This is a genomic window from Streptomyces sp. NPDC001904, from assembly GCF_040297005.1.
In the GTDB taxonomy this organism is placed as follows: domain Bacteria; phylum Actinomycetota; class Actinomycetes; order Streptomycetales; family Streptomycetaceae; genus Streptomyces.
This window is the reverse complement of the sequence record NZ_JBEOYI010000028.1, coordinates 62906-85794: the sequence shown is the minus strand read 5'-3', so window position 1 is coordinate 85794 and position 22889 is coordinate 62906. Positions and strand designations below refer to the sequence as shown.

21 protein-coding genes are annotated in these 22889 nt (G+C 71.9%); 8 read left to right on the top strand and 13 right to left on the bottom strand.

Features of this window, described 5'->3' with window-relative positions; translation table 11 throughout:
• The first annotated feature begins 68 nt into the window (after window positions 1-68).
• The gene (locus ABT127_RS32780; RefSeq protein WP_351458079.1) at window positions 69-2015 is read left to right on the top strand and encodes a multicopper oxidase family protein; all 1947 of its coding nucleotides are present in this window, start codon (window positions 69-71) and stop codon (window positions 2013-2015) included.
• Between the two features lie 67 nt (window positions 2016-2082).
• Here the strand turns inward: ABT127_RS32780 and ABT127_RS32775 are convergent, their stop codons facing one another.
• The 3 genes from ABT127_RS32775 to ABT127_RS32765 are packed head-to-tail and all read right to left on the bottom strand — an operon-like array spanning window position 2083 to window position 4048.
• Window positions 2083-2484 (bottom strand): GNAT family N-acetyltransferase, encoded by a 402-nt coding sequence (locus ABT127_RS32775; RefSeq protein ID WP_351458076.1) that lies wholly within the window; start codon window positions 2482-2484, stop codon window positions 2083-2085.
• Entirely contained in the window at window positions 2468-3739 is a 1272-nt protein-coding gene (gene purB, locus ABT127_RS32770) for an adenylosuccinate lyase (RefSeq protein ID WP_351458073.1), read from the bottom strand. Before purB ends, ABT127_RS32775 begins: the two co-directional genes overlap by 17 nt.
• 45 nt (window positions 3740-3784) lie before the next feature.
• Window positions 3785-4048, bottom strand: a complete 264-nt coding sequence (locus tag ABT127_RS32765) for a hypothetical protein (protein ID WP_351458114.1) — start codon at window positions 4046-4048, stop codon at window positions 3785-3787.
• A gap of 284 nt (window positions 4049-4332) precedes the next feature.
• Here ABT127_RS32765 and ABT127_RS32760 point away from each other — a divergent pair, with 284 nt between their 5' ends.
• Window positions 4333-5514 carry a glycosyltransferase gene (locus tag ABT127_RS32760; protein ID WP_351458071.1) on the top strand — a complete coding sequence of 394 codons (1182 nt, stop codon included), beginning with the start codon at window positions 4333-4335 and terminating at the stop codon, window positions 5512-5514.
• Window positions 5515-5662: 148 nt separating this feature from the next.
• Here the strand turns inward: ABT127_RS32760 and ABT127_RS32755 are convergent, their stop codons facing one another.
• Window positions 5663-6742: a glycosyltransferase gene (locus ABT127_RS32755; protein ID WP_351458069.1), complete on the bottom strand. Its 1080-nt coding sequence runs from the start codon at window positions 6740-6742 to the stop codon at window positions 5663-5665.
• Between the two features lie 49 nt (window positions 6743-6791).
• Window positions 6792-7661: a glucose-1-phosphate thymidylyltransferase RfbA gene (gene rfbA, locus ABT127_RS32750; protein ID WP_351458067.1), complete on the bottom strand. Its 870-nt coding sequence runs from the start codon at window positions 7659-7661 to the stop codon at window positions 6792-6794.
• 194 nt (window positions 7662-7855) lie between these two features.
• Between rfbA and ABT127_RS32745 the strand changes: the two genes are divergently transcribed.
• Window positions 7856-8854, top strand: a complete 999-nt coding sequence (locus tag ABT127_RS32745) for a Gfo/Idh/MocA family protein (RefSeq protein WP_351458064.1) — start codon at window positions 7856-7858, stop codon at window positions 8852-8854.
• 63 nt (window positions 8855-8917) lie between these two features.
• On the opposite strand, the gene ABT127_RS32740 is transcribed toward ABT127_RS32745, so the two are convergent.
• Genes ABT127_RS32740 through ABT127_RS32730 form a run of 3 tightly spaced genes read right to left on the bottom strand, consistent with a single transcriptional unit; the run spans window position 8918 to window position 10656 of the window.
• Window positions 8918-9535, bottom strand: a complete 618-nt coding sequence (locus tag ABT127_RS32740; RefSeq protein ID WP_351458061.1) for a dTDP-4-dehydrorhamnose 3,5-epimerase family protein — start codon at window positions 9533-9535, stop codon at window positions 8918-8920.
• A gap of 10 nt (window positions 9536-9545) precedes the next feature.
• Entirely contained in the window at window positions 9546-10196 is a 651-nt protein-coding gene (locus ABT127_RS32735; protein WP_351458059.1) for a sulfotransferase family protein, read from the bottom strand.
• Between the two features lie 16 nt (window positions 10197-10212).
• Entirely contained in the window at window positions 10213-10656 is a 444-nt protein-coding gene (locus tag ABT127_RS32730) for a carboxymuconolactone decarboxylase family protein (protein WP_351458056.1), read from the bottom strand.
• Window positions 10657-10930: 274 nt separating this feature from the next.
• Here ABT127_RS32730 and ABT127_RS32725 point away from each other — a divergent pair, with 274 nt between their 5' ends.
• From ABT127_RS32725 to ABT127_RS32705, 5 genes are read left to right on the top strand one after another with little or no spacing between them, the layout of a single operon-like run.
• A complete protein-coding gene (locus ABT127_RS32725; RefSeq protein ID WP_351458054.1) occupies window positions 10931-12235 on the top strand; it encodes an amidase in 1305 nt (434 codons plus the stop codon).
• A gap of 2 nt (window positions 12236-12237) precedes the next feature.
• Complete coding sequence (locus tag ABT127_RS32720; protein ID WP_351458051.1) at window positions 12238-13743, top strand: glutamine synthetase family protein; 1506 nt, start codon at window positions 12238-12240, stop codon at window positions 13741-13743.
• 49 nt (window positions 13744-13792) lie between these two features.
• Complete coding sequence (locus ABT127_RS32715; RefSeq protein WP_351458048.1) at window positions 13793-14587, top strand: DUF3050 domain-containing protein; 795 nt, start codon at window positions 13793-13795, stop codon at window positions 14585-14587.
• A gap of 33 nt (window positions 14588-14620) precedes the next feature.
• Window positions 14621-14956 (top strand): 4Fe-4S dicluster-binding protein, encoded by a 336-nt coding sequence (locus ABT127_RS32710; RefSeq protein ID WP_351458045.1) that lies wholly within the window; start codon window positions 14621-14623, stop codon window positions 14954-14956.
• A complete protein-coding gene (locus ABT127_RS32705; RefSeq protein ID WP_351458043.1) occupies window positions 14953-16851 on the top strand; it encodes a hypothetical protein in 1899 nt (632 codons plus the stop codon). Before ABT127_RS32710 ends, ABT127_RS32705 begins: the two co-directional genes overlap by 4 nt.
• Window positions 16852-16924: 73 nt before the next feature.
• Here the strand turns inward: ABT127_RS32705 and ABT127_RS32700 are convergent, their stop codons facing one another.
• From ABT127_RS32700 to ABT127_RS32680, 5 genes are read right to left on the bottom strand one after another with little or no spacing between them, the layout of a single operon-like run.
• The gene (locus ABT127_RS32700; RefSeq protein WP_351458041.1) at window positions 16925-17668 is read right to left on the bottom strand and encodes an antibiotic biosynthesis monooxygenase family protein; all 744 of its coding nucleotides are present in this window, start codon (window positions 17666-17668) and stop codon (window positions 16925-16927) included.
• 55 nt (window positions 17669-17723) lie between these two features.
• Window positions 17724-19163: an FAD-dependent monooxygenase gene (locus ABT127_RS32695; protein ID WP_351458111.1), complete on the bottom strand. Its 1440-nt coding sequence runs from the start codon at window positions 19161-19163 to the stop codon at window positions 17724-17726.
• Window positions 19164-19197: 34 nt separating this feature from the next.
• A complete protein-coding gene (locus ABT127_RS32690; RefSeq protein ID WP_351458039.1) occupies window positions 19198-20394 on the bottom strand; it encodes an FAD-dependent monooxygenase in 1197 nt (398 codons plus the stop codon).
• Window positions 20391-21350 carry an aromatase/cyclase gene (locus tag ABT127_RS32685; protein WP_351458036.1) on the bottom strand — a complete coding sequence of 320 codons (960 nt, stop codon included), beginning with the start codon at window positions 21348-21350 and terminating at the stop codon, window positions 20391-20393. The genes ABT127_RS32690 and ABT127_RS32685 overlap by 4 nt, the downstream gene beginning before the upstream one ends.
• Before the next feature lie 17 nt (window positions 21351-21367).
• Window positions 21368-22855, bottom strand: a complete 1488-nt coding sequence (locus tag ABT127_RS32680) for an FAD-dependent monooxygenase (protein ID WP_351458033.1) — start codon at window positions 22853-22855, stop codon at window positions 21368-21370.
• Between the last annotated feature and the right edge of the window lie 34 nt (window positions 22856-22889).

Here is a 22889-nt window from a genome sequence, read left to right as displayed (position 1 = left end):
CGGGGCGGTGGCCTGGCGCTGGAGCGGAGCTCGAGTCCCTTTGGAGCGGGCGTCCCTACCGTCGCGCCATGGACACTGCCTCTGCACCGATACCGGACGACCGGCCCGGACTCGACCGTCGTGCGCTGCTGATGGGCGGGGCCGCCGCCGGGCTGGGCGCCCTGGCGGCGGCGGCGCCGCTGTTCGCTCCCGCCCCGGCGGCGGCCCCGTACGCCGCGGGGGCCGAGCCCGCGGCCAACGGGCTGATCCTGGCCAAGTTCCAGGACCGGCTGCGGATCCCGCCCGTGCTGCGTCCGCGGGCGCGGGGCGGTCATGACGAGCTGACGGTGCGGCTGCGCACCGCCGACGTCACGGTCCATTCGCAGCTGCCGCCGGTGCGGATGTGGACCTATGAGGGCTCCTATCCGGGTCCGACCATCGAGGCGACGGCCGGCCGGCCGCTGCGGGTGGCGTGGGAGAACGGTCTGAGCGGCACGATTCCGGTCACGGCTGTCGACTTCGGTCTGGCCGGCGGTCCTTCGCCGGATCCGCTGACCAACTATCCGGGCACCGCGGGCTGCCAGGAGGTGGCGGGGGTGTCGGGGCTGGAGCCGTGGGCGGTGGTGCATCTGCACGGGATGCTCACCGGCGGTGGCAACGACGGCTGGATGGAGAATCTTCTCGCGCCGGGTGATGTGCAGCTGTCGGCCTATCCGAACCGGGACGCGGCCACGCTCTGGTACCACGACCACACTCATCATGTGAGCCGGTTCAGTGTGTATGCGGGGCTGGCCGGGCTGTTCGTGGCGCGTGGTGAGCGGGAGCGGGAGCTGGATCTGCCGCGCGGCGAGTACGAGGTGCCGCTGGTGCTCAGTGACCGCAATTTCGATCTCGACGCGTCGGGGGCGCTGGCGGGCCGGCTGGTGCACAAGGTGGAGATGGTGGGCGCGCAGCGGCTGATGCGGGTGCATGCCGCTCCGTACACGCTGGTCAACGGTGTGGTGTGGCCGTATCTGGAGGTCGATCCGCGCTGGTACCGCTTCCGGGTCGTCAATGCGGCGAACTCGCGGATCTACCGGCTGATGCTGCTGGCCGACGGGGTGCCGGTGTCCGGTGCTTTGAAGGTGATCGGCACCGATCAGGGGCTGACCGACCGGCCGCGGCAGGTCGAGGGGGCGTTGAATCTGTCCCCGGGTGAGCGGGCCGATGTCCTGGTCGACTTCAGTGCGTTCCGCGGCCGGTCGCTGAAGCTGGTCAACACGCTCGGCGGGGTCACGCCGGGCGAGGCCAGCCGGCGCAACGACATGCTGGAGCCGGACGTGATGCAGTTCCGGGTCGCCGATCGCAGGCCGAGCACCCGCTTCACGCTGCCCGAGAGCATCGATCCCGCGTTCCGGCGGATCGGCGCCGACGATCTGCCCAAGGACCGGGCGCCGCGCTGGATCGTGCTGGTGGGCCCGGGCGCGCAGAACATGCCCGAGCTGTGGGAGATGGAGGAGGTCGACGCGCAGGAGGTGAGTGTGCCCGCGGCCGGCATCGTGCAGGTCCGTGACGAGAACGGGACGCTCACGACGCTGCGCAGGACGGCCATGGCCTACGACGACGGGAACACGATCAGCGCCGTGCACGAGGAGGTGGAGGTGTGGAAGTACCTGAATCTGGCGGCGTCACCGCATCCCATGCACATTCATCTGGCGCACTTCCAGGTGGTCTCGCGCGCGTTCTACGACATCACCGGGTTCGACCGGCAGGTGCGTGGCTCCGCCCGGCCGATCGCTTTCCGGTCGGCGGCCGAGCTGGAGGCGCACGAGGTCGGTGAGAAGGACGTGATCCGGGTCGGGACGGCCGGGGCGATCACGGCGGGGCCGAACGGCACTCCGGGTGAGATGGTCACGGTCGCGGTCCGTTTCCCGGTGGTGGGCCGGGGGGTGCACCACTGTCACATGCTGGAGCACGAGCAGCACATGGTGCGGCCGCTGGTGGTGGGCCCGGCGGGTGCGCTGCATGCCGGCGGGCACGCGGGCATGCATCACTGAAGGGATTGGCCAGGTGCCCGGGGCCCGGGGGGGGTGCCCCGGGCACCTGGAGTTCAGGTGCGGGCCGTCATGGGTTGAGCACCCAGGCCGAGTGGTGCGGGGTGAATCCGATGTGGGGGTAGTAGGCGGTCGCGGCGGGGGCGGACAGCAGCACGATCTTGGCCTGCGGTGCCTCCTTGCGTGTCGCGTCGATCAGCGCGCGGCCGATCCCGGAGCGCTGGTGGTCGGCCGTGACGGCGATGTCGGACAGGTAGGTCACGTAGGCGAAGTCGGAGATGCTGCGGGCGATGCCGACCAGTTCGCCGTCGATGCGGCAGGTGACGACGAGGTTGGCGGCCTGCACCATCGCGGCCATCCGTGCGCTGTCCTCGATGGGCCGGCGTTCGCCGAGCCCCGATCGGCGGTAGACGTCGAGTACCTCGTCGAGATCGAGGCGGGCGCCGTCCTCGCGCTCAATGATCCAGCTCACGCAGCTCCTCCAGTCGTTTGCGGATGATGTCTTGGTGGGACAGGAATCGGTGCGGGGTCAAGGCGCCCGTGTCGTAGCCGGCGCCGCGCAGTGCGCCGAGGAAGTCGCCGCTGTCGGCGGCGGACTGGATGGTGCGGTAGATCGTCTCGCGTTCGCCGCCGCTCTGCAGCTGCTCGGCGAGGACCGCGGAGCTGTAGGCCAGTCCGCCGGTGTGGTCGATCGCGGCGCGCATCCGTTCGGGGAAGACCGTCAGGTCGCGCACGAGGGCGGTCGCCGCGGTCACCTGGTAGTGCGCGACGGTGAACGCGTCGGGCAGGACGACGCGTTCGACCGAGGAGTGGGACAGGTCGCGTTCGTGCCACAGCGCCACGTTCTCCAGCATGGCCGCGGCGTGTCCGCGCAGCAGCCGGGCCAGGCCGGTCAGCCGTTCGCCGGTGGTGGGGTTGCGTTTGTGGGGCATGGCGCTGGAGCCCTGGTAGGCGGCGGTGCGTGGTTCCTCCACCTCGCGTACCTCGGTGCGTGACAGCAGCCGGGTCTCGACCGCGATCTGTTCGACGCAGGCGCCGAGGGTGGCGATGGCGGCCACGAGCTGGGCGTGCCGGTCGCGGGCCACGACCTGGCTGGGGGCCGGTTCCACGCCCAGGCCGAGCGCGGCGCACACGTGCTCCTCGACGAAGGGGTCGATCAGTGCGTAGGTGCCCACGGATCCGGAGACGGTGCCGACGGCCACCTGTTCGCGTGCGTCGCGCAGCCGGCGTACGGAGCGGTCGATGGCGAAGGCGAAGGAGGCGAGTTTGTGCCCGAAGGTCGTCGGCTCGGCGTGCATGCCGTGGGTGCGTCCGATGCAGACGGTGTCCCAGTGTTCGGCGGCCTTCTCGGCGAGGGTGGCGCGCAGGCGTACCGCGGTGTCGATGAGCAGGTCGCAGGCGCGGGCCAGGGTGTGTCCCAGGGCGGTGTCGACGAGGTCGTAGCTCGTCATGCCCAGGTGCACCCAGCGGGCGGTGTCGTCGGGCATGGTCTCGCAGTAGGCGGCGAGGAAGGAGAGGATCTCGTGGTCGCGGTCGCGTTCGAGTTCGGCGACCCGGGCGGCCCGGGGCACCGGGGCCTGCCGGATCCGGGCCAGGGCCGCCTCGGGGACCCGTCCCAGGAGGGTCTGTGCCTGGGAGGCGAGGACCTCCACCTCGGTCCAGGCCGTGTAGCGGGCCTGGTCGGAGAAGAGTTCGGCCATCTCCGGCAGCGCGTAGCGGGGTATCACGCCGTCCTACCTCCTGTGGATGGGGGCCGTGGGGCTGGGGGCGGGTCAGGCGGCCTTGCGGATGATCTCGACCGGTTCGGCGTCCAGGAGGGTGCGGACGGCGTCGTCGCCGCCGGCGACGTCGAGGTCCATGTCGTGCAGGCGGTCGATGACGTTGCGGACGACCTTTTCTTGCTGGCGCTCGCCGGAGCCCTCCCAGACCAGCTCGGGGAACACCGTGAGAAAGACCTTGTCGTTGCCCTGGCTGAAGATGTTGACTTCCATGACGTCGCGCAGTGCCATTCGGGCGTTGTAGATCAGGGTGTTCATGCGTGCCACCGACTTTCGGTATCCGTATTCCTGAGGCGTCACCGCCACACGTCGCGACTCATGATGGCCAGCACGTCTGGTCCGCGCAATGTTCGAGCCGGGCCCTCCGGGATCTTTGTTCGGAATCCCCCGGCCGCGGCCGGGCGGCGTGTTCAACTGCGTGAATTCCGCGTTTGAACGGCATTGCCATTTCTGTTTGTTTGACAGAAAAAGGCGCCGTTGCAGACCATGCATGGGTTCGTAAATGCGTTTGGCCGCGTCTCACGAAAAGCATCCGGAGTGCCATGAAAATCCTGTTCATAACGACGGGCAGCCAGGCAACCTACTACGCCACTGCCCCGCTGGCGACGGCCGCGCGAAACGCCGGCCATCAGGTCATGCTGGCCGCCCACGAACCCTGGGTGGAGACCGCGGAGGCCATCGGGCTTCCCACGTTCTGCTACACCGTCGACCCGATCCGGCACTTCATGCGGATCACCAACCCCGGCAAGGGACTGCGCTTCCCGCGCGAGCTGGGCGACGAGGAGATGATCGGGCAGGGCCGGGGCTTCGCGCAGATGGGGCTGGCCGGTGTCCAGTCGCTGCTGGCGCTGGCCAAGGACTGGACCCCGGACGTCGTCGTGGGCAGCTCGCAGAGCTACGCGGCGATGCTGCTCGCCGCGCACCTGAAGGTGCCCTACGTGCGTCACGTCGAGTACCTGGGCATTCCGCTGACCGGGATCGACCCGGGCGCCGAGGCCGAACTGCGCCCGGAGATGGAGCGGCTGGGCGTGGACGGGCTGCTGCAGCCGGACCTGCTGCTCGACTCGACGCCGCCCTCGCTGCGCCCGGCGGGCGACCCGGCGGCCCAGTCGATGCGCTGGATCCCGAGCAACCCGCAGCGCCGGCTGGAGCGCTGGATGTACACCCGTCCCGAGGGCCGGCGCCGGGTCGTCATCACGTCCGGCTTCCGCAGCCTGATGTTCCGCGACCCGGGCTGGACGATGCCGCTGCTGGTCAGCGAGCTCGGCAAGCTCGGCGCCGAGGTCCTGATCGCCGCCTCCCCCGGTGCGGCCGAACGGTTCGGCGCCGACCTCGGCGACGCGCGGGTCGGCTGGATCCCGATCGACGTGGCCGCGGCCACCTGCGACCTGGCCGTCCACCACGGCGGGGCGACCACCGCCACCAGCCTGATGGCCAACGGCGTGCCGCAGCTGATCATCCCGGAGAACCCGCCGGAGTTCCCGCCGAACTACCACCGCGAGGCCATCGCGAGGGCGATCAGTGACTTCGGCGCGGGCAAGACGCTGTGGCCGCAGGCCCAGGAGCCCGACACGCCGCCCGGCGCGGTGATCGCCGCCGCGTGCCGCGAGCTGCTGGAGGACCCCGGTTACACCGAGCGCACGCAGTTCCTCGCCAAGGAGATCGCCACCCTGCCGACGCCCGCGGACATCGTGCCGCGCCTGGAGGCACTGACCACCGGCTGAACCCGCCCCGCACGCGTACGCGCAGCGCCCCGGAACCCGCGGATCCACTCCGACGGTTCCGGGGCGCTGCGCGTGCACGTGTGGCGGGAGCCGGCGCACGGAAGTGCCGCCGGCCGCGCAGTGCGGCCGGCGGCATCAGAGAGGGGGGTCAGCGTGCGGCCAGCACCTCGATGTCGCGCAGGACCTCGTCCGGTGTGGGCAGTGTTGTGGTCTCCTTGGCCAGCAGCCGGGTGCGTTCGGCGTACTGCGGATCGTCCAGGACGCGGCGCGCGGCCTGCACCGTGGTCTCGTGCGGGTCGTGGCCGGGCGCCGGGCGGTGGCGGTCGACGAGCTCGGCGGCGCCGAAGTCGCGGACGGCTTCGGCGACGGCCTTGCCGTATCCGTTGTCGGGGATGATGAGTTGGGGCACGCCGGCGTTGATGAGTGTCATCGCCGTGGTCGCTCCGCCGTGGTGGACGGCCAGGTCGCAGGTGGGTGCCACGACGTCGAGGGGGATCCAGCCGATGCGGACGCCGGGGCCGAGCTCGGCGCCGAAGCGTTCGGCGGCCTCGGGCAGCGCCGCGACGAGGACCTCGGCGCCGGCGCCCGCCAGTTCCCCGACCAGGGTGCGCAGGGAGCCGCCGGGGGTGTCGAGCACGAGGTTGCGGGTCCCGGCGGTGATCAGGACCCGGGGCCGGCCCTCGGGCCGGGTGTACATCCACGGCTCGACGCGCCGCTGGCTGACCCGGGGCACCCAGCGCATGGACCTGGCCCGCGGGGCGCCCGGCGGGCGCAGGGAGGGCGGGCACAGGTCGATGAACAGGTCGGGGTCGGGCAGGCCGGCCAGCCCCAGCCGGGCCAGTTCGGGCTGGAGTTCGGCGACGGCCGTGCGGTCGCGGCGTGCCATCGGGGCGATGTGCCAGATGTGGCGCACGTAGGGCACGCCCAGCCGGGCGGCCAGGACCCGCGGGACGTGGGAGAGTCCGCCGACGACCACGTCGGGCGTCCACTGCCCGGCGAGGTCGATCAGGGCGTCCAGGCGGACGGACGCCGTCATGGCGTCCTGGCCGTAGCGCATGCGCTCGGGGGTGATGCAGACCGCGGGCAGTCCGACGGACTGTGCGGCCGCCATGAGCGGTTCGTCGGCGGCCAGCAGGATCTCGTGGCCCGCGTTGCGGGCGGCGGCGGCGAGCGGGGCGACGCCGAACACGGCCGCCTGGCTGCCGCCGACGGTGAACAGGAATTTCATGGCGATGCCGATTCTTCCGGTGGGAGGGGGTGGCGGTGCGGGGGCGGCCTCAGCCGGCCTGGGCCATTTCCATGACGTACTGGCCGTAGGAGGAGTTGGCGAGTCTGCTGCCGAGGCGGTAGCAGTCCTCGCGGTCGATGTAGCCCATGCGCCAGGCGATCTCCTCCAGACACGCGATGCGCACGCCCTGGCGGTGCTCCAGCACCTGCACGTAGTCGCCGGCCTCCATGAGCGCGTCGTGGGTGCCGGTGTCGAGCCAGACGAATCCGCGGCCCAGCGGGATGAGTGTGGCCTCGCCGCGTTCCAGGTAGACGCGGTTGAGGTCGGTGATCTCCAGTTCGCCCCGCTCGGAGGGGCTCAGCTGCCGGGCGACCTCCACGACGGAGTTGTCGTACAGGTACAGGCCGGTGATGGCCATGTTGGTCTTGGGGGCGGTCGGCTTCTCCTCCAGGGCGATGAGCCGGCCCTGGTCGTCGAGGGTGCCGACGCCGTAGCGCTCGGGGTCGCGCACCGGGTAGCCGAACAGCACGCAGCCGCGGATGTCCTTGGCGGCCCGCTGCAGCAGCGGGCCGAACTCGTAGCCGTGGAAGATGTTGTCGCCCAGGACGAGGGCGACGGAGTCGTCGCCGATGTGGTCGGCGGAGACCAGGAACGCGTCGGCGAGGCCGCGCGGCTTGTCCTGTTCGGCGTAGGTCAGGGTGAGTCCCAGCCAGGAGCCGTCGCCCAGCAGGCGGCGGAACATCTCCAGGTCGTCCGGGGTCGTGATGATCTCGATCTCGGTAATACCCGCCAGCATCAGTGCAGAAAGCGGATAGTAAATCATTGGCTTGTCATAGACCGGGAGCATTTGTTTCGAGACGCCTAGCGTGATCGGATGGAGCCTCGTACCATTGCCGCCGGCCAGGATTATCCCTTTCACCGTGGCACCTCCTCAGTGACTTCGGGCCCCGTGGGCGTTGTCCGCACTTTATCGGTGTGTAACGCACGTTCAAAAGGACCGGCCGGCCGTGGGCGCAGCACGGTGATCGGACATTGACAACGACGGGGCCGCTATCCAGTCTGGTGGGCACCCCGGTTCCGGCATGCGCATTCCCATATCGCTTAGGTGGACCTGTGAAAATCGAAGAAGCGACGTCCGTTCTCGAATCCGAGCAGAGAGCCGGTATAGGCATCATCGGGTGCGCCGACATCGCCGTGCGGCGGGCCGTGCCCGCGATCCGTCAGTCGCCGTTCCATCTGGTCGCGGTCGCGAGCCGGTCCGCGGCGAAGGCGCAGGAGGTCGCGGCGCGGGCCGGCTGCAAGGCGGTGGCCGGGTACGAGAGCCTGCTGGAGTCCCCGGAGATCGCGGCGGTGTACATCCCGCTGCCCAACAGTGAGCATGCGCGGTGGGCGCGGCGGGCGCTGGACGCCGGCAAGCACGTGCTGATCGAGAAGCCCGCGGTGTCCTCCCGGCAGGTGGCGCTGGAGCTGACGGAGCTGGCCGCGGGCAGCGGGCTGGCGGTCATGGAGAACTTCGCCTTCCTGCGGCATCCGCAGCACGACCAGGCGCAGGCGCTCGTCGCGGACGGGGCGATCGGTGAACTGCGCTCGTTCAGCGGGTCGTTCGGGATCCCGCCGACCGATCCCGGGGGGATCAAGTACCAGGCGCAGCTGGGCGGCGGGTCGCTGTGGGAGGTGGGCTGTTATCCGGTGCGTGCCGCCCAGGCCTATCTCGGTGACTCCGCCCGGGTGCTGGGCGCGAGTCTGTCGGTCGATCGGCGGCTGGGCGTGGACACGTCCGGGTCGGCGCTGCTGTGCGACGACGCCGGTGTCAGCGCGCACTGTTCCTTCGGGCTGTCGCACAGCTACCGCTCGACGTACGACGTGTGGGGCAGTGAGGGGCGGCTGGTGCTGGAGTGGGCGTTCACGCCCTCGCACAGTGCGCGTCCGGTGCTGCGGCTGCAGCAGCGCGATGTCGAGACGAAGATCCTCGCGCCGGCCTGCGACCAGTTCGTCAATGTCTTCGAGACCTTCCACGACGCCGTGCGCGATCCGGGTCTGCGTGCGGTGCACCGCGGCGATCTGGTGCGCCAGGCGACGCTGATGGAGCAGGTCGGGGCCTTCGCCCGGTGAGCCGACACGGGGGCCGGCGCACGGGTGGTGCCCGTGCGCCGGCCCCCGTGTCGGCTGCGTGGGTCAGCCCCGTGCGGTGCCGTGCAGCAGTGCGGCCACGGCGTCGGGCCGGCACTGGTCATAGGTCGGCAGCAGTCCGGCGGCCGCCGCCTGGGCGAGGGTGGGCGCGGCGGCGTCCTTGTCGGAGCGGATCGGCGGCTCCTGGAGGTCCCAGGGCAGCGCGAGCTGCGGGTCGAGGGCGTCGACGTCGATCATGGTGCCCGGGACGTACTCCTGCCCGCACAGATAGCTCATGCAGGTGTCGTCGGTGAGGGCGAGGAACGCGTGCCCGATGCCGTCGGGCAGGTACACGGCCATGCCCGACTCCGGGCTCTGGTGGGTGACGTCGTAGTGGCCGAACGTCGGCGAGCCCACGCGGAGATCGACGGCGATGTCCAGCGCGGCGCCGCGCACGCAGGTGACGAATTTCGCCTGTCCGGGCGGAACCGTGGTGCCGTGTATTCCGCGCAGCGTATTGCGTTTCGACACCGAGTAATTGACCTGACGGACCTGGAAGTCCCAGCCGCTGACGGCGGAGAGGGCCTGGGCCCGTACCGATTCGAAGAAGTGGCCGCGCCGGTCGCTCAGCGGCTCGGGCTGCACCCGGTACGCGCCGGGCACCGACATTTCCGAGATCAGCACCGCAGGCTCCTCAGGCTCCGGCCGGGGCGGCGTCGGCGATGCGCTGCCGCATCGCCGTGCTGTCGTTGGCGCGCGGGAATTCCCGGTCGGGGACGTCGGTGCCGAGGAACGCGCACAGCGGCTCCCAGCCCTGGCGCACGTCGTAGACGAGGACGCGGTCGGCGCCCAGGGTGCGCACGACGTCCTCGGTGTGCCGGTGGTAGACGTCGATGGCGTGCTCGCGGTCGGTGAAGCGGCCGCCGAACAGGCCGTCCCACACCATGGTGGTGGTCAGGCGCAGCAGGCGGGCCTGGTGGGAGCCGGGGGCGGGCGGGTGCTCGGCGCTGCGCAGCACGAACTGGTAGAGGGTGTCGTAGGTGCTGCGCCACCAGCTGTCCGCGTCGCGGACGGTGAGGATCACCTTGGCGTCGGGGAAGGCCTGGGCGAGCTGTTCGTAGTGGACCGCGCAGGGGCCGTCCACGGCGGAGCGGTAGCCGTCGAACAGGGCGTGCCAGTCGGGGCGTTCGCCGTCGCAGACGGCGGCCTCCCACTGCTGCAGCCGCTGCTCGTCGCTGACGATGTCGAACATGTGGAAGGAGGGGCCGAGGCCCAGCAGGTCGAGGGCGGCCTTGAGCGAGGTGGTGCCGGTTCTGCCCAGGCCGGCGTTGAAGAGTTCGAGCACGGTTGCCGTCTCCTTCTCAGCGCCAGGCCGCGGCTTCTTGCCGGGTGGCGACGTTGACCCGGTTCCAGAAGTTGACCAGGCCGATGTGCATGACCAGGGCCCCGAGCTGCTCGTCGCTGTAGAAGCGGGCCGCGTGCTCCCAGATCTCGTCGGACGCCATGTCCTCGGGGTCGGTCATCAGCGTGATGGCCTCGGCCGTCTCCAGGGCGGCGCGCTCGGCGTCGTCGAAGCAGCTCTCGGTGCGCCAGGTGGCCACCCGCGGCAGCCGGCTGTCGGCGTCGGCGGTCTGCGGGTCGTCGGGCAGCGTGTAGGCGCGGCCGTTGATCTCGCTGACGCGCAGCCGGACGAGGTCGAGGGTGGACTGCGGGACGCCGACCTTGCCGATGACCTCGGTGAGATCGAGGAGGGGCTGCAGGGCGCCGGGAACGACCAGGGAGGGGTTGTCCATCCGTGGAGTCATCGATCTTCTCCTGGGGATTAATCGGGTATGAAATACCCGGGGAATCCTGCTCGGGTCGCCGATCTTTAGCAACAAAGCGTCGTTCAACTGCGGAATGGGCGCAGATGAAACATCAACGATCCGTAAGTTGCGCGGAATTGAGGCGATGACTTGTAGTGGTCCGGTGCCAGATTCCACCAAAACCAGGGGCGGGCAACAGGTCTGCCGTAACATTCATGAAACGCGGCAATCTTTTCTCGACGGCGTCTCGACGGTCACGGAGCATGTCGCCGGCGTGCTCGACGCGATCCGGATGTCGGATGCGCGCCTGGGTGCTTTCGTCGCGGTGGCGCACGAGGGTGCGCTGGCCGAGGCGCGGGCCGCGGACCGGCTGATCGCCGCCCGCGGCCGGGCGGCGTTCGCCGAACGGCCGCTGCTGGGCGTCACCGTGTCGGTGAAGGACCTGATCCAGACCGAGGGGCTGCCCACCCGGCGCGGCTCGCTGCTGCCCAATCCGCGGGCCGCGGTGGACGCCCCGTCGGTGGCCAGGCTGCGGGCCGCGGGCGCCGTCGTCGTGGGCAAGACGACCACGTCGGAGTACGGCTGGAGCGCGAGCACGGTCAGCCGGGCCGGTGCCTTCACCCGCAATCCGTGGTCGCTCGGGCACAGTGCCGGCGGCTCCAGCGGCGGTTCGGCCGCGGCCGTGGCGGCGGGCCTGTGCACGGCGTCCCTGGGCACCGACGGGGCCGGCTCGGTGCGCATCCCCGCGGCGTTCTGCGGGGTGGTGGGCTTCAAGCCGTCCTTCGGGCTGGTGCCGTACGTGCCGCCGTGTGCCGAACGGCTCTCCCACGTGGGCCCGCTGGCCCGGTGCGTGGCCGATGCCCGGACCCTGCTGCAGGTGCTGGCCGGGCCCGATCCGCGTGATCCGCAGTCGGTGCCCGAACCGCTCGCCGCGCCGTCCGGCGCCGGGCCGCTGCGGATCGGCTGGATCGAGTTCGCCGGGACCAGCGCCCCCGTGCGCGCCGCCACCGAAGGGGCCCTGGCGGTCCTGACGGAGCTGGGGGTCCACGTCGAACGCATCGAGGCGCCCTTCCCCGACCCCTACGAGGCGCTGGTGGACGTGCTGGCCGCCGCCGAGGCGCACGGCACCGCCGCCGAGGACGAGCCGTGGTGCGACCAGGGCCGCCTCGCGCTGGTCCGGCACGGGCGGACGCTCGGCGCGGCCGCGGTGGCGGGCGCCGAGCGGACCCGGCTGGCCCTGCGCACCAAGCTGGGCGAGGTCATGCGCTCCTACGACCTGCTGGCCATGGCCACGGTGCCCGTGGAGGCGTTCGCCGCCGACGCGATCGCCCCCGCCTGGGCGGCCGACCCCGGCGACCTGCGCTGGCTGGCGTGGTCCCCGGCCACCTACCCCTTCAATCTGACCGGCCAGCCCGCGCTCTCCCTGCCCGTCGGGCTGACCCCGGCGGGCCTGCCGGTCGGCCTGCAGCTGGTCGGCCGGATCGGCGAGGACCTGCGGGTGCTGGCCACGGCCGAGCGCCTCGAGTCGGCCCTCGCCCTGTCCCTGGCTCCCCCCGCGCTCCCAGCGAAAGGAAGATGACCATGCTTTCCAGGTCGTGGTCCCTGCACGGCGGCGACAGCGGCGTCGGCCGCCCCTCCTTCGTCGCCGAGTTCGGTCTGTGGGACGACCGCCAGAGCGAGGCGGCCGAGCAGGTCGAGCTCCATCTCGACGAGGTCGATCTCGTGCGGGTCGTCTTCTGCGACCCGCACGGGCTCGCCCGCTCCAAGACGGTGCCCGCGCACGTGTTCCGCACCGTGCTGCGCAACGGCATGGACTTCAGTGCCGGGCCGTTCCTGTTCGACACCGGGCACGCGGTCGCCGTCGACTTCCTGGAGGACGCCGGTCTCGGGATCGGCGAACTGCGCGGCGCCGGCGACTTCGTGCTCGTCCCCGACCCGCGCACCTTCCAGATCCTGCCGCGCTCCGAGCCACGCACCGCGTGGGTACTGGGCAACGAGTACCTGCGCGACGGCACCGCGCACCCGCTGTCCTCCCGCGGCGTGCTGCGCCGGGTGTGCGAGAGCTACGCGCGGGCGGACCTGGCGCCCGTGATCGGCCTGGAGGTCGAGTGGTACCTCACCCGGCTGACCGACGGCCCGGTGGGCAACGAGGGCAACGGCTTCGGCCGGCAGGGGCCCGCCCCGTCGGTGCAGGCCGTCGATCCCGGCTACCAGTTCAACCTCGACAGCCACTACGACGCGGTGTCCCACATCGCCGACCCGCTGGCCGCCATGCTGATGCAACTGGGGCTGCCGCTGCGCTCGTTCGAGCACGAGTCGGGGCCCGGGCAGCTGGAGACGACCTTCGACCCGATGCTGGCCCTGGACGCCGCCGACGCCATGCTGCTGCTGCGCACCCAGCTCAAGCAGGAGTGCCGGCGCCGCGGCCACCACGCCTCGTTCATGACGCTGCCGCGGCTGCCCGGCTTCGACCCCAGTGGCTGGCACGTGCACCAGTCGGTGACCAGCACCAAGGACGGGAGCAACCTCTTCGTCGGCGAGAGCGCGGTGCTGGACAGCATCTCCCCCGCCGGCACGGACTACATCGACGGCCTGCTGTCCCGCGCCCGCGAGCTGTGCCTGCTGTCGGTGCCCACGGTCAACGGCTACCGCCGCCTGTCCCCCGAGTTCACGCTCGCGCCGACGAGCGTGGACTGGCGCTTCGAGGACCGCAGCGCGCTGGTCCGGGTGCTCAGCGGCGGCAGTTCCACCCACGTCGAGAACCGTCTCGGCGAGCCGTGCGCCAACCCCTACTTCGCCATCGCCTCCCAGCTGCACGCCGGCCTCGAAGGCCTGCAGACGGCCGCGGGCGCCCGCACCGCCCGTCCGCCGCTGCCGACGTCGCTGCACGAGGCCATCGACGCCTTCCGCGCCAGCGACAGCGCCGAACGGCTGCTCGGCAGCCCGCTGAAGAACTGCCTGATCAAGCTGAAGGAGAGCGAGGCCGCCCGCTTCGACGCGTGGCGCTCCTCGCGCCCGGACACCGACGAGGACATCGCGGGCGCCGTCACGCCCTGGGAGCACCGCGAGTACTTCGCCGCCTACTGACCCGACCCGCCCCTGCCCCGCACCTCATCCAGTTAGGGAGAACCCCGCCATGTCTCGGTACGAATGGGATCAGACCAACCCGGCGATCGACACCCTCAAGCAGGACATCGAGCCGTCCCGGCAGAAGGTGCTCAGCCACCCGATCTACCACCAGCTGACCTCGGTGCAGGCCGTCGTCACGTTCATGGAGCACCACGTGTTCGCGGTGTGGGACTTCATGTCGCTGCTCAAGAGCCTGCAGCGGCAGCTGACCTGCGTCGAGGTGCCGTGGCTGCCGTCCGCGGCCACCGGCAGCCGCCGGCTCATCAACGACATCGTGCTGGTCGAGGAGAGCGACGAGCTCGGGGAGGGCTTCATCAGCCACTTCGAGCTGTACGTCGACGGCATGCGGCAGGCCGGTGCCGACACCTCCCGCATCGACGCCTTCATCGCCCTGCTGCGCGAGGGCCGGCCGGTGCCGGCCGCGCTGGCGGAGGCGGGCGTGTCCGCGTCGGTCGCCGAATTCGTCGGCACCACCTGGCAGTTCATCGAGACCGCCCCCGTGCACTGCCAGGCCGCGGCCTTCGCCTTCGGCCGCGAGGACCTCATCCCGGACATGTTCGACCAGGTCGCCGCGCTCAACGCGGGACACGGTTCGCTGTCCACCTTCGTCGACTACCTGCGCCGTCACATCCAGGTCGACGCCGAGGAGCACACCCCGATGGCCATGCAGATGCTCGCCGACCTGTGCGGCGACGACGCGGCCAAGTGGGCCCAGTGCCGCGAGACCGTCGAGCGTGCGCTGGCGGCCAGGACCGGCCTGTGGAACGGCATCTCGGACGCGATCACCAACGGCGCCCGCTGACGGCCGTCCTTATCCAGTGAGGGTGAGCACAGCATGCATCAGACCCAGGACACATCCGCCGTGGCCGCCTCGGCCCGCACGGAGCGCATCGCCCGCAAGTCCCGCGCGGAGAACTGGAGAAAGCCTCCGCGGCGCATCGACACCACGGAGTGCATCACCTGCGACACCTGCCTGCGCAGCTGCCCGGCCGAGTTCGGCGCGATCTTCGACGACGGGCTGAACGTCAGGATCATCCCCGAGCTGTGCTCCGGCTGCCCCGCGTGCGTGATGGTCTGTCCCGTCGACTGCATCTATGTGGACGAGGACTGGTCGGCCACCGAGGCCCGCATGTGGGACCACGTCACGCTCAGCGCCGGAGGGACGGCATGACGCTGCCCACCGAGCGGGACCGCACGCTCAGCCGCAAGGCGGCTCTGGCCAAGGCCCGCCAGAGCCGCCGGCCCAGCCGGCTGGGCCGCCCGGCCGGCGCCGCCGGCGGACCCGACCACCGCGCCGGGCAGGACGCCGGATTCCCGGCGCTGCTGGCGAACGTCTGGCAGCGGGCCGCCGCGGCGCCCGATGCCGCCGCGGCCGTGGACGTCCTGCTCACGCTCGACGGACACGTCCCGGCCGACATCCAGCTGCGCGCGCTGGACCTCGCGGCCGAGGCCGTCCTGAAGGTCGTCACGGGCCGCAGCTGGCGCACGGACGGCCCGCCCGCAGCGGCCGTCCGGCCGGGCGGGGGCCCGCCCGGCGAGCCGGCGTTCGTCGGCGAGATCGGGCTGGACACGGACGGCAGGATCGTCGTCCGCGGGCCCTCGCGGGCCCCGCTCAGCCACGACACCGAGCTGGTCGGCGGCGTCCTGCGCATCGCGTGGAGCGCCGCCGACCTCGCCGCGTACGAGCGGGAACTCGCCGCGGCCGGCGAGCGGGCGCGCGCGTCGCTGGAGGACTGCCGGCAGTGGCTGGCCGACGCCGGTGACGAGGGCCGCGAACGGATGCTCGCGGAGCTGACCGAGGCGGCCCTGCGCACGGCGCCCTTCGTGCTGTACGCCGGACAGCGCAAGTACACCAATTTCCGCGGGCCGAACAACCTGACGGGCAAGACGCTGCACCCCGGCCACCCCGACTGTGCGCTGAGCAGCCTGAAGGGCGTCCCGCTCGCCTTGTGGTCGGACGGCGACGTGCTGCTGGTCGTCTGCCTGACGCTGCTGGTGCGTTCGGCCGGGTACGCCCGGATCGAGGAGGCCAACGGCACCCAGCTGACACCGGACCATGTCGCGCTGCTCCTGGAGCGCACCCGCGCCGCCTACAACGCGGCGCGGGACGACCTGCCGCCGGTGCCGGCCGCGGCCGCGCCGACGGTGCGGGCGCTCGACACGCTCGCCGGGCAGCTCGCCGCGCGCCGCCGCGACGTGGGCGCGGCACGGCAGCTGTACCGCGAGATCCACGGCCCGCTCATGCACAAGATCGAGCGGATCGCCGGGCCGGTGAAGGACGAAGCGCGCGCTCTGGAGGGCGAGTTGTGCGCCCGGCTGGGATCACGCCTGCCGCTGGCCGGCGAGACGTTCGCGGCTCTGGGCGAGCAGGTGCGGGCCGCGCCGGGCTGGCTGGCCGCCCCGCACGCCGACTTCTCGACCGGTCTGGAGTCGCTCGTCCACGAGAGTGTGCGGGCGGCCGTGGAGGTCTTCGACGCCGACTTCGCGATGAGCCGGGGCATGCGGTCGCTGCCCGCGCTGATCGCGGCGCTGCGCGCCGAGGACTATGCGGAGATCGCCGGCTGGGAGATACCGCACTTCTTCTGCTGCGTGGTCCCCTCGCCGGACGCCGTGCGGCTGTTCGGCGGGTCCGCGCAGCGGCTGGCCGACACGGCGTGGGCGATCTCCTCGCGCATGCAGTACAACTCGTGGCACTTCCTGGCGGGCAACCTGCCCAAGGTGCCGCAGGTCGTGGCGCGCGACCACTTCGTGCCGCCCGCGATCCCCGATCTCGCCTACTACTCCGACCAGCATCACAACGGCCACGTCGCGGCCCGGGTGCGGTTCACCGTGCGCAGTCCGCAGCCGGTGGCGGTGCTGGGGCGGGATCTGGGCGGGTTCATGGACCTGCGGCTGCTGCGCTGCGAGGGGCTGCCCTTCGACGAGCAGGACCTGCTGGCCGCGCACCGGGCGTCCGCGTTCGTCGCGCGGGCCACGAGCGCGGCGGCCTCGCTGGTGGCCGCGGGCGCGGGCCTGGAGGTCACCGCCTTCGACTCGCAGTGGCACTGGAACACCATCGCCGGCTAGGCGCCGCGGCGCATGTGAAAGGGGCCCCACCGAAACGGTGGGGCCCCTTTCACATGCGCCGCGCGTGGAGTGGTCAGGCGGCGACGGGCTGCTCGGCGGAGCGGGTGTGCACGGCGCGGTAGCCGTTCCAGTCCGTGCTGCGGGTCAGTGCGCCCAGCGCGTCCTGGAAGGTGTCGCGCGCCGGCGTCCACGCGGCGCGGTCCAGGGTGCGGTGGGTGTCGTAGGACTCCTTGCTGTCCCACTGGGAGTACACGACGACGAAGTCGTGGTCGGTGCCGACGGTGGCGAGGGTGCCCTCGCCTCCTTCGAGGTTGCGTGAGCGGATGCCGCGCAGCACGCTCTGCGACCGGTAGCCGGGCACGTCCACGAGCCAGGAGTGGGCGGTGCCCAGCGTCTTGACGGTGGTGGCCTGGTCGGCGGGGTCGACGTTGAGGATCTCGATGACGGTGTAGTCGTCGCGGTCCGGGGAGACTTCGGTGAGCGGTCCCTGGCCGGGGTGGCGGTGGCTGAGCTCGACCTCGGTCTGCATGAGGCGGACGAAGGTGGTGATCTCCCGGAAGACCGGCACCGTGTGGTGCTTGAACTCGGTGTCGTTGTAGCGGGATTCGAGGTCCTGCATGCCGCGCCACTGGATGAAGTTGGCGGTGCCGGGGGTGTGCTCCCCGCGGTGCACGGTGCTGGAGATCCAGCCGGGGAAGGCGGCCGTGTCGACGATCTTCTTCATCTCCGTGACGAGCGTGTCGACGCGGGAGCGGCTGTCGGTCTTGAACAGGTTGAGGACGGTCAGGTGCCCGGCCTCGGGGTTGATGAACGGCATGGTCTCTCCTTGGTGACGGGTGTGCGCCCGCCCGCGTCGGCGGGGCGTGGGGTTTTCAGCTGGGGCGGTTCTCGCGGGGTGCGCCGAACCAGCGGCCGAGGGCCTCGGTGAGGCCGTCCGGTCCCGCGCCCTCGGCGGCGGCCCAGGCGATGTAGCCGTCGGGGCGCACCAGGAGGGCGCCGGTGCCGGCCGGTGCGTGCTGCGGCCGGGTCGCGGGGCGGACCACGTCGATGCGGTCCGTCCACGGCGCGGCGGCCGACGCCAGGGCCTGGTCGCCGTCGAGGTCCAGTACGAAGCCGCGTCCGCCGTGCAGCAGGGCGTAGGCGGTGACGGTCCCCGTGTCGTGGCCGGTGAGGTCGAAGTCGGGCAGGCGGTGGCCTTGCAGCGGGTGGGCGCCGTCCGTCTCGCCGTAGGTGATGTCGAGGCCGGTGACCATTCCGACCAGCAGCTTCTGTGCGTCCTCGTAGGCGAGGAGTTCGGCGAAGACCGCGCGCATCGGTTCCATTTCGGGGCCGCCGAGGTAGAGGCTGCGCTGGGTGAGGGTGTTGGCCAGGATGCGGGCGCCGACCGGGTGGCGCTCGTCGTGGTAGGTGTCGAGCAGGCCGTCGGGGGCGGTGCCGTTGAGGGTGGCGGCCAGTTTCCAGCCGAGGTTGACGGCGTCGCCCACGCCGGCGCTGATGCCCTGGGCGCCGATCGGCATGTGGATGTGGGCGGCGTCGCCGGCGAGGAAGACGCGGCCCGCGCGGTACTGGGCGGCCTGGCGGCTGGAGTCGGTGAAGTAGCTCAGCCAGCGCGGGGTGCCGGAGTGGATGTCGTCGCCGGTGACCCGTTTGAAGGCGTCGGCGACCTCCTGGAAGGTGGGCGGCTGCGTGGTGGGGCGGACGCCGGCGCCGCGTTCGAAGACGACGACGCGGGTGGTGTCCGGTCCGACGGGCAGGACCACGACCATGCCGGCCTCGCCCAGTTCGCCGGTGGGGCGCAGGCGCACCTGGACGTCGCTGACGTCGGCCATCAGCATCTCGATGGTGGCCTCGTAGCCGGGGAAGTCGATGCCGGCCAGGGTGCGCACCGCGCTGCGGGCGCCGTCGCAGCCCACGATGTAGCGGGCGCGCAGGGTGCGTTCGCCGTCGGGGGTGGTGGCGCGTGCCTCGACGCCGTCGTCGTCGGTGCTCAGTGCGGTGAGCTGCCAGCCGCGGCGGATCTCGGCGCCGTGGCCGGTGGCCCAGGTGTGCAGGATGGACTCGGTGCGGGCCTGCGGGACTCCGCGCACGCCGAAGTTGCCGCCGGGCACGATGGTGTAGTCGAGCGGCATGCCGCCGAAGTGGCCGATGGGTATGACGCCCAGGTCGCCGAAGTGCTCGAGCAGGCCGCGCTGGCCGAACTCCTCCATGGTGCGGGCGGAGAACCCCAGCGCCCGTGACTGGCGCATGGGCTCGGTGAGCCGTTCCAGGACGACGGCCTCGATGCCGGCCAGGCGCAGCTCGCCCGCGAGCATCAGTCCGGTGGGTCCTGCTCCCACGATGATGACGTCAGTGTCGAAGTGTTGCACTGTCTTCCCTGCCTCCCCTGCGTACCTGCAGAAACTGGTGGTCGAGGTTGCTCGCCACCGCCGTGAGATGGGTGCGGACCTGGTCCAGGGCGGTCAGTTCGGACAGGACCGCCCGCAGTGGTTCCGCGGGCGGGCCGCCGAACATGAGCTGTTCCTGGGCCGCGACGTGGTGGAGCACGCGGGCCGCGACGGGGTGCCGCCGGTCGTGGTAGGTGTCCAGGAGGCTGTCGTCGGCCCGGCCCTGCGCCGTGGCGGCGAGTTTGCCTGCGAGGTCGACGGCGTCCTGCAGCCCGAGGTTGAGGGCCTGGCCGCCGACGGGGGGATGCCAGTGCGCGGCGTCGCCGGCGAGCAGGATCCGTCCGCGGCGGTAGTGGTCCGCCTGGCCCTTGGCGTCGTCGAACGCGTCGAGCCACAGGGGGTGGCCGGCGGAGATGTCCTCGCCGGTGACCTGCTGCCAGGTGCGGGTGACGTCGTCGAAGGTGGGCGGTGTGCCGGGCGGGCGGGGGCCGGTGCCGAGGGCGTGGACCATCACCCGGGTGACGCCGGCCCGGGTCGAGGCGACCGCGAAGCCGCCGGGCAGCCGCTCGAAGCGGCGGTCGCGGATGTGCAGCCGGCCGATGTCGGCGCGCAGCAGTGTCCGGGTGGCCGGGGTGCGGGTGGTGGGGAAGGCCGCCAGGCGGCGCACGGTGCTGTTGGCGCCGTCGCAGCCCACCAGGTAGGCGGCGCGCAGGGTGACGGGTCCGGCGGGTCCGTTGAGTGTGCACACGAGGGTGTCCGGCTCCTGGTGGATGCCGGTCAGCTCGTGGGCGCGCAGCAGGGTCACTCCTTGCTGCGCGGCGCGTTGGCCGAGGTGGTGCTCGGTGCGGTACTGGGGCACTTTCCAGTGGCCCTGGTAGGCGCCGGCGCCGGGCAGGTCGGCCAGGGCGAAGCCCAGGCCGCCGAAGTGGGCGCGGGGTTCGTGGACGGCCTCGGCGAGCAGGGCGTCGAAGCCCCGCTCGTGCAGCAGCTGCGCGGTGAGGGTGGTGAGTTGGCTGGCCCGGGACTCGGTCGTCGCGGCGGGCAGCCGTTCGACGACGACGACGTCGACCCGGGCCTGTCGCAGTTCGCAGGCCAGGAGCAGTCCGACGGGGCCGGCGCCGACGATGACGACCGGCGCGGTGGCCCGGGCCCGGCTCACGGTCGCTTGCGCCCGGCGGCCAGGTCCTCGGCGTGGGTCTTGGCGAGGTGGAGGGTGGCCAGGCTGTTGCCGCTCAGGGCGGTGCGTACGAAGGTGCGGGCGGTCTCGACGGTGGCGTCCGCGCCGAGGACCGCGGCGATGTTGTCGGTGTTGATGCGCACGGTGTGGCGGGAGGTGACCGCGATGCGGCCGTCGTCGAGGTCCTCGATGCTCCAGCGTCCGGTGTGCAGGGTCATCAGGGCGGGCAGGACGATCTGCTTGTACACGATGGATGTGGCGGCGGCGCAGACCCGCACCGAGCGGGTGGTGTGGCGGCTGCCGTCCTTGGTGAGGGTGTCCATCTCCAGGATCTGCAGGCCGGGTTCGTCCTCGTCGAGCGTCACCCGGGCCACGTGGGGCAGGCGCTCCTTCCACAGCTGTGCCTCGTTGAGGAAGTCGTAGACGTCCTTGCCGCTGCCCTCGACGGTGACCGTGTCGTCGAAGGTGAGCAGTTCGTCGGTGCCGGCGGCCTCGGCGGCGGAGGTGAGCGCGGCGAGTTCGGAGGCGCTGTTGCGGTCGACCGCCTGCTGGATCCAGTCGAGGTCGGCGGGGTCGTCGGTGGCGGCGGTGAAGTCGTGGAGCAGGCGCACCCGGCACGTGTGTGCGGAGAGGGGTTCCACGATCCAGGCGCCGCCCATGGTGCCGACCGGGTGCTGGGAGCGTTCCTGACGGAACGTCACCGTGCGGTGTGCCGGGTCGTGGGCGCGGCGGGAGGTCCAGGTCTTGGCCGTTGCGTTCGCGGTGGCCCACAGCCGGATCAGTTCGGAGTCGCCGTCGCGTTCGAGGACCTCGGCGTGGACGGTGGGGGGGAACGTCTGCGGCCAGGTGGTGACGTCGGCGATCAGGGCGTAGACGGTGTCGGCCGGGGCCCGGACGACGGTTTCGTGCTCGGTCTCGGTGCGGGGATTGTCAGTCATGTCTTTTCTCCTGTGGGTCACGCGGTGCGGGCGGGCTCGCCGAACCAGCGGCGCAGGGCCGCCGTCAGGTCGCCGCCGTCGGGTGCGGCCCAGGCGATGTAGCCGTCGGGGCGGACGAGGACCGACTCGGTTGCGGCGCTCTCGTCCGGTGCGGCGGGGACGTTCTCGACGCCGACGACGTCGACGCGGTCGGCCCACGGGGCCGCGGTGCGGGCGGTGGCGCCGGTGGTGTCGGCGGTGATCAGGACGCCGCGGGCGGTGTGCAGCAGCCGGGCCGCACGCTCCGGTGTGCCGTCGGTGCGCGTGAGTTCACGGTCGGCCAGGCGCCGTCCGAGCAGCGGGTGGCCGGCGGGCTCGGTGCCGGGGCCGTGCAGGTCGTAGCGGATGTCGAGGCCGCTGACGAGGCCGGACAGGTGGCGGGCCACGGCCGGCAGGGCGATCAGTTCCGCCATCACGGTGCGCAGGGGGGCCACCGCGCGGCCGGTGAGGTTGAGGGTGCCCTGGGCGAGGGTGGTGCGCAGGACGCGGGCCGCGACGGGGTGGCGCTCGGCGTGGTAGGTGTCGAGCAGGTGCTCGGGGGCGGTGCCGCGGACGGTGGCCGCCAGCTTCCAGCCGAGGTTGAAGGCGTCCTGCACGCCGATGCTCAGTCCCTGTCCGCCGGCCGGCAGGTGGATGTGGGCGGCGTCGCCGGCCAGCAGCACCCGGCCCTGCCGGTAGGCGGTGGCCTGGCGGGTGGCGTCGGTGAAGCTGGACACCCAGCGCGCCCGGCCGTGGTGGATGGAGTCGCCGGTGAGCCGCTGCCAGGCGTCCGCGACCTGGGTGAAGGTCACCTCGCGGCCGCGGTCGGGGCGGGTGCCGTTCTCGCAGACGATGATGCGGGTGTAGCCCTCCTCCAGCGGCGCGGACATCACCATGCCGCCGGGGAGCAGTTCGCCGATCATGCGCGGTTTGATGTCGCAGCCCTTGACGTCGGCGAGGTACATCTCCCGCGTCGCGTCCGAGCCGGCGAACTCGAAGCCGGCCAGGCGGCGGACGGTGCTGCGTCCGCCGTCGCAGCCCACCAGGTAGCGGGCGGTGCACTCCTCGGTTCCCTGCGGGCCGCGCACGGTGGCCGTGACGGTGTCGCCGGTATCGGTGAGGGCGGTCAGTTCGCTGCCGCGGCGCAGGTGCACGCCGAGTTCGAGGGCCCGCTTCTCGAGCATTTCCTCGATCTTGTACTGGGGGGCGCCGCGTACTCCGAAGTGCGAGCCCTCCAGCACCCCGTAGTCGATGGGGATGCCGCCGAAGTGGCCCTGGCGGGTGATCTCGATGTTCTCCAGGCGCTCCAGCAGGCCGCGCTGGTGGAAGGCTTCGGTGGCGCGGGCGGTGAAGCCGATGCCGCGCGACTCCCAGCTGCGTTCGGCGCGCTGCTCGAAGACGGTGACCTCGGCGCCGCCGAGCCGCAGTTCGGCGGCGAGCGTCAGCCCGGCGGGACCTGCCCCGATAACGATGACGTCGGTATCCATGTTCCTGTCCTGAGGCTCGTCTTCGGCGGTGGGC

Bases quoted from the DNA above. Each gene is read 5' to 3' on its own strand.
- ABT127_RS32705 (WP_351458043.1), top strand. From the start codon at position 14,953: ATGACGCTGCCCACCGAGCGGGACCGCACGCTCAGCCGCAAGGCGGCT.
- ABT127_RS32780 (WP_351458079.1), top strand. From the start codon at position 69: ATGGACACTGCCTCTGCACCGATACCGGACGACCGGCCCGGACTCGAC.
- ABT127_RS32755 (WP_351458069.1), bottom strand. From the start codon at position 6,742: ATGAAATTCCTGTTCACCGTCGGCGGCAGCCAGGCGGCCGTGTTCGGC.
- ABT127_RS32680 (WP_351458033.1), bottom strand. From the start codon at position 22,855: ATGGATACCGACGTCATCGTTATCGGGGCAGGTCCCGCCGGGCTGACG.
- ABT127_RS32760 (WP_351458071.1), top strand. From the start codon at position 4,333: ATGAAAATCCTGTTCATAACGACGGGCAGCCAGGCAACCTACTACGCC.
- ABT127_RS32685 (WP_351458036.1), bottom strand. From the start codon at position 21,350: ATGACTGACAATCCCCGCACCGAGACCGAGCACGAAACCGTCGTCCGG.
- ABT127_RS32710 (WP_351458045.1), top strand. From the start codon at position 14,621: ATGCATCAGACCCAGGACACATCCGCCGTGGCCGCCTCGGCCCGCACG.
- ABT127_RS32715 (WP_351458048.1), top strand. From the start codon at position 13,793: ATGTCTCGGTACGAATGGGATCAGACCAACCCGGCGATCGACACCCTC.
- ABT127_RS32765 (WP_351458114.1), bottom strand. From the start codon at position 4,048: ATGAACACCCTGATCTACAACGCCCGAATGGCACTGCGCGACGTCATG.
- ABT127_RS32720 (WP_351458051.1), top strand. From the start codon at position 12,238: ATGCTTTCCAGGTCGTGGTCCCTGCACGGCGGCGACAGCGGCGTCGGC.
- ABT127_RS32730 (WP_351458056.1), bottom strand. From the start codon at position 10,656: ATGACTCCACGGATGGACAACCCCTCCCTGGTCGTTCCCGGCGCCCTG.
- ABT127_RS32695 (WP_351458111.1), bottom strand. From the start codon at position 19,163: ATGCTCGCGGGCGAGCTGCGCCTGGCCGGCATCGAGGCCGTCGTCCTG.
- ABT127_RS32700 (WP_351458041.1), bottom strand. From the start codon at position 17,668: ATGCCGTTCATCAACCCCGAGGCCGGGCACCTGACCGTCCTCAACCTG.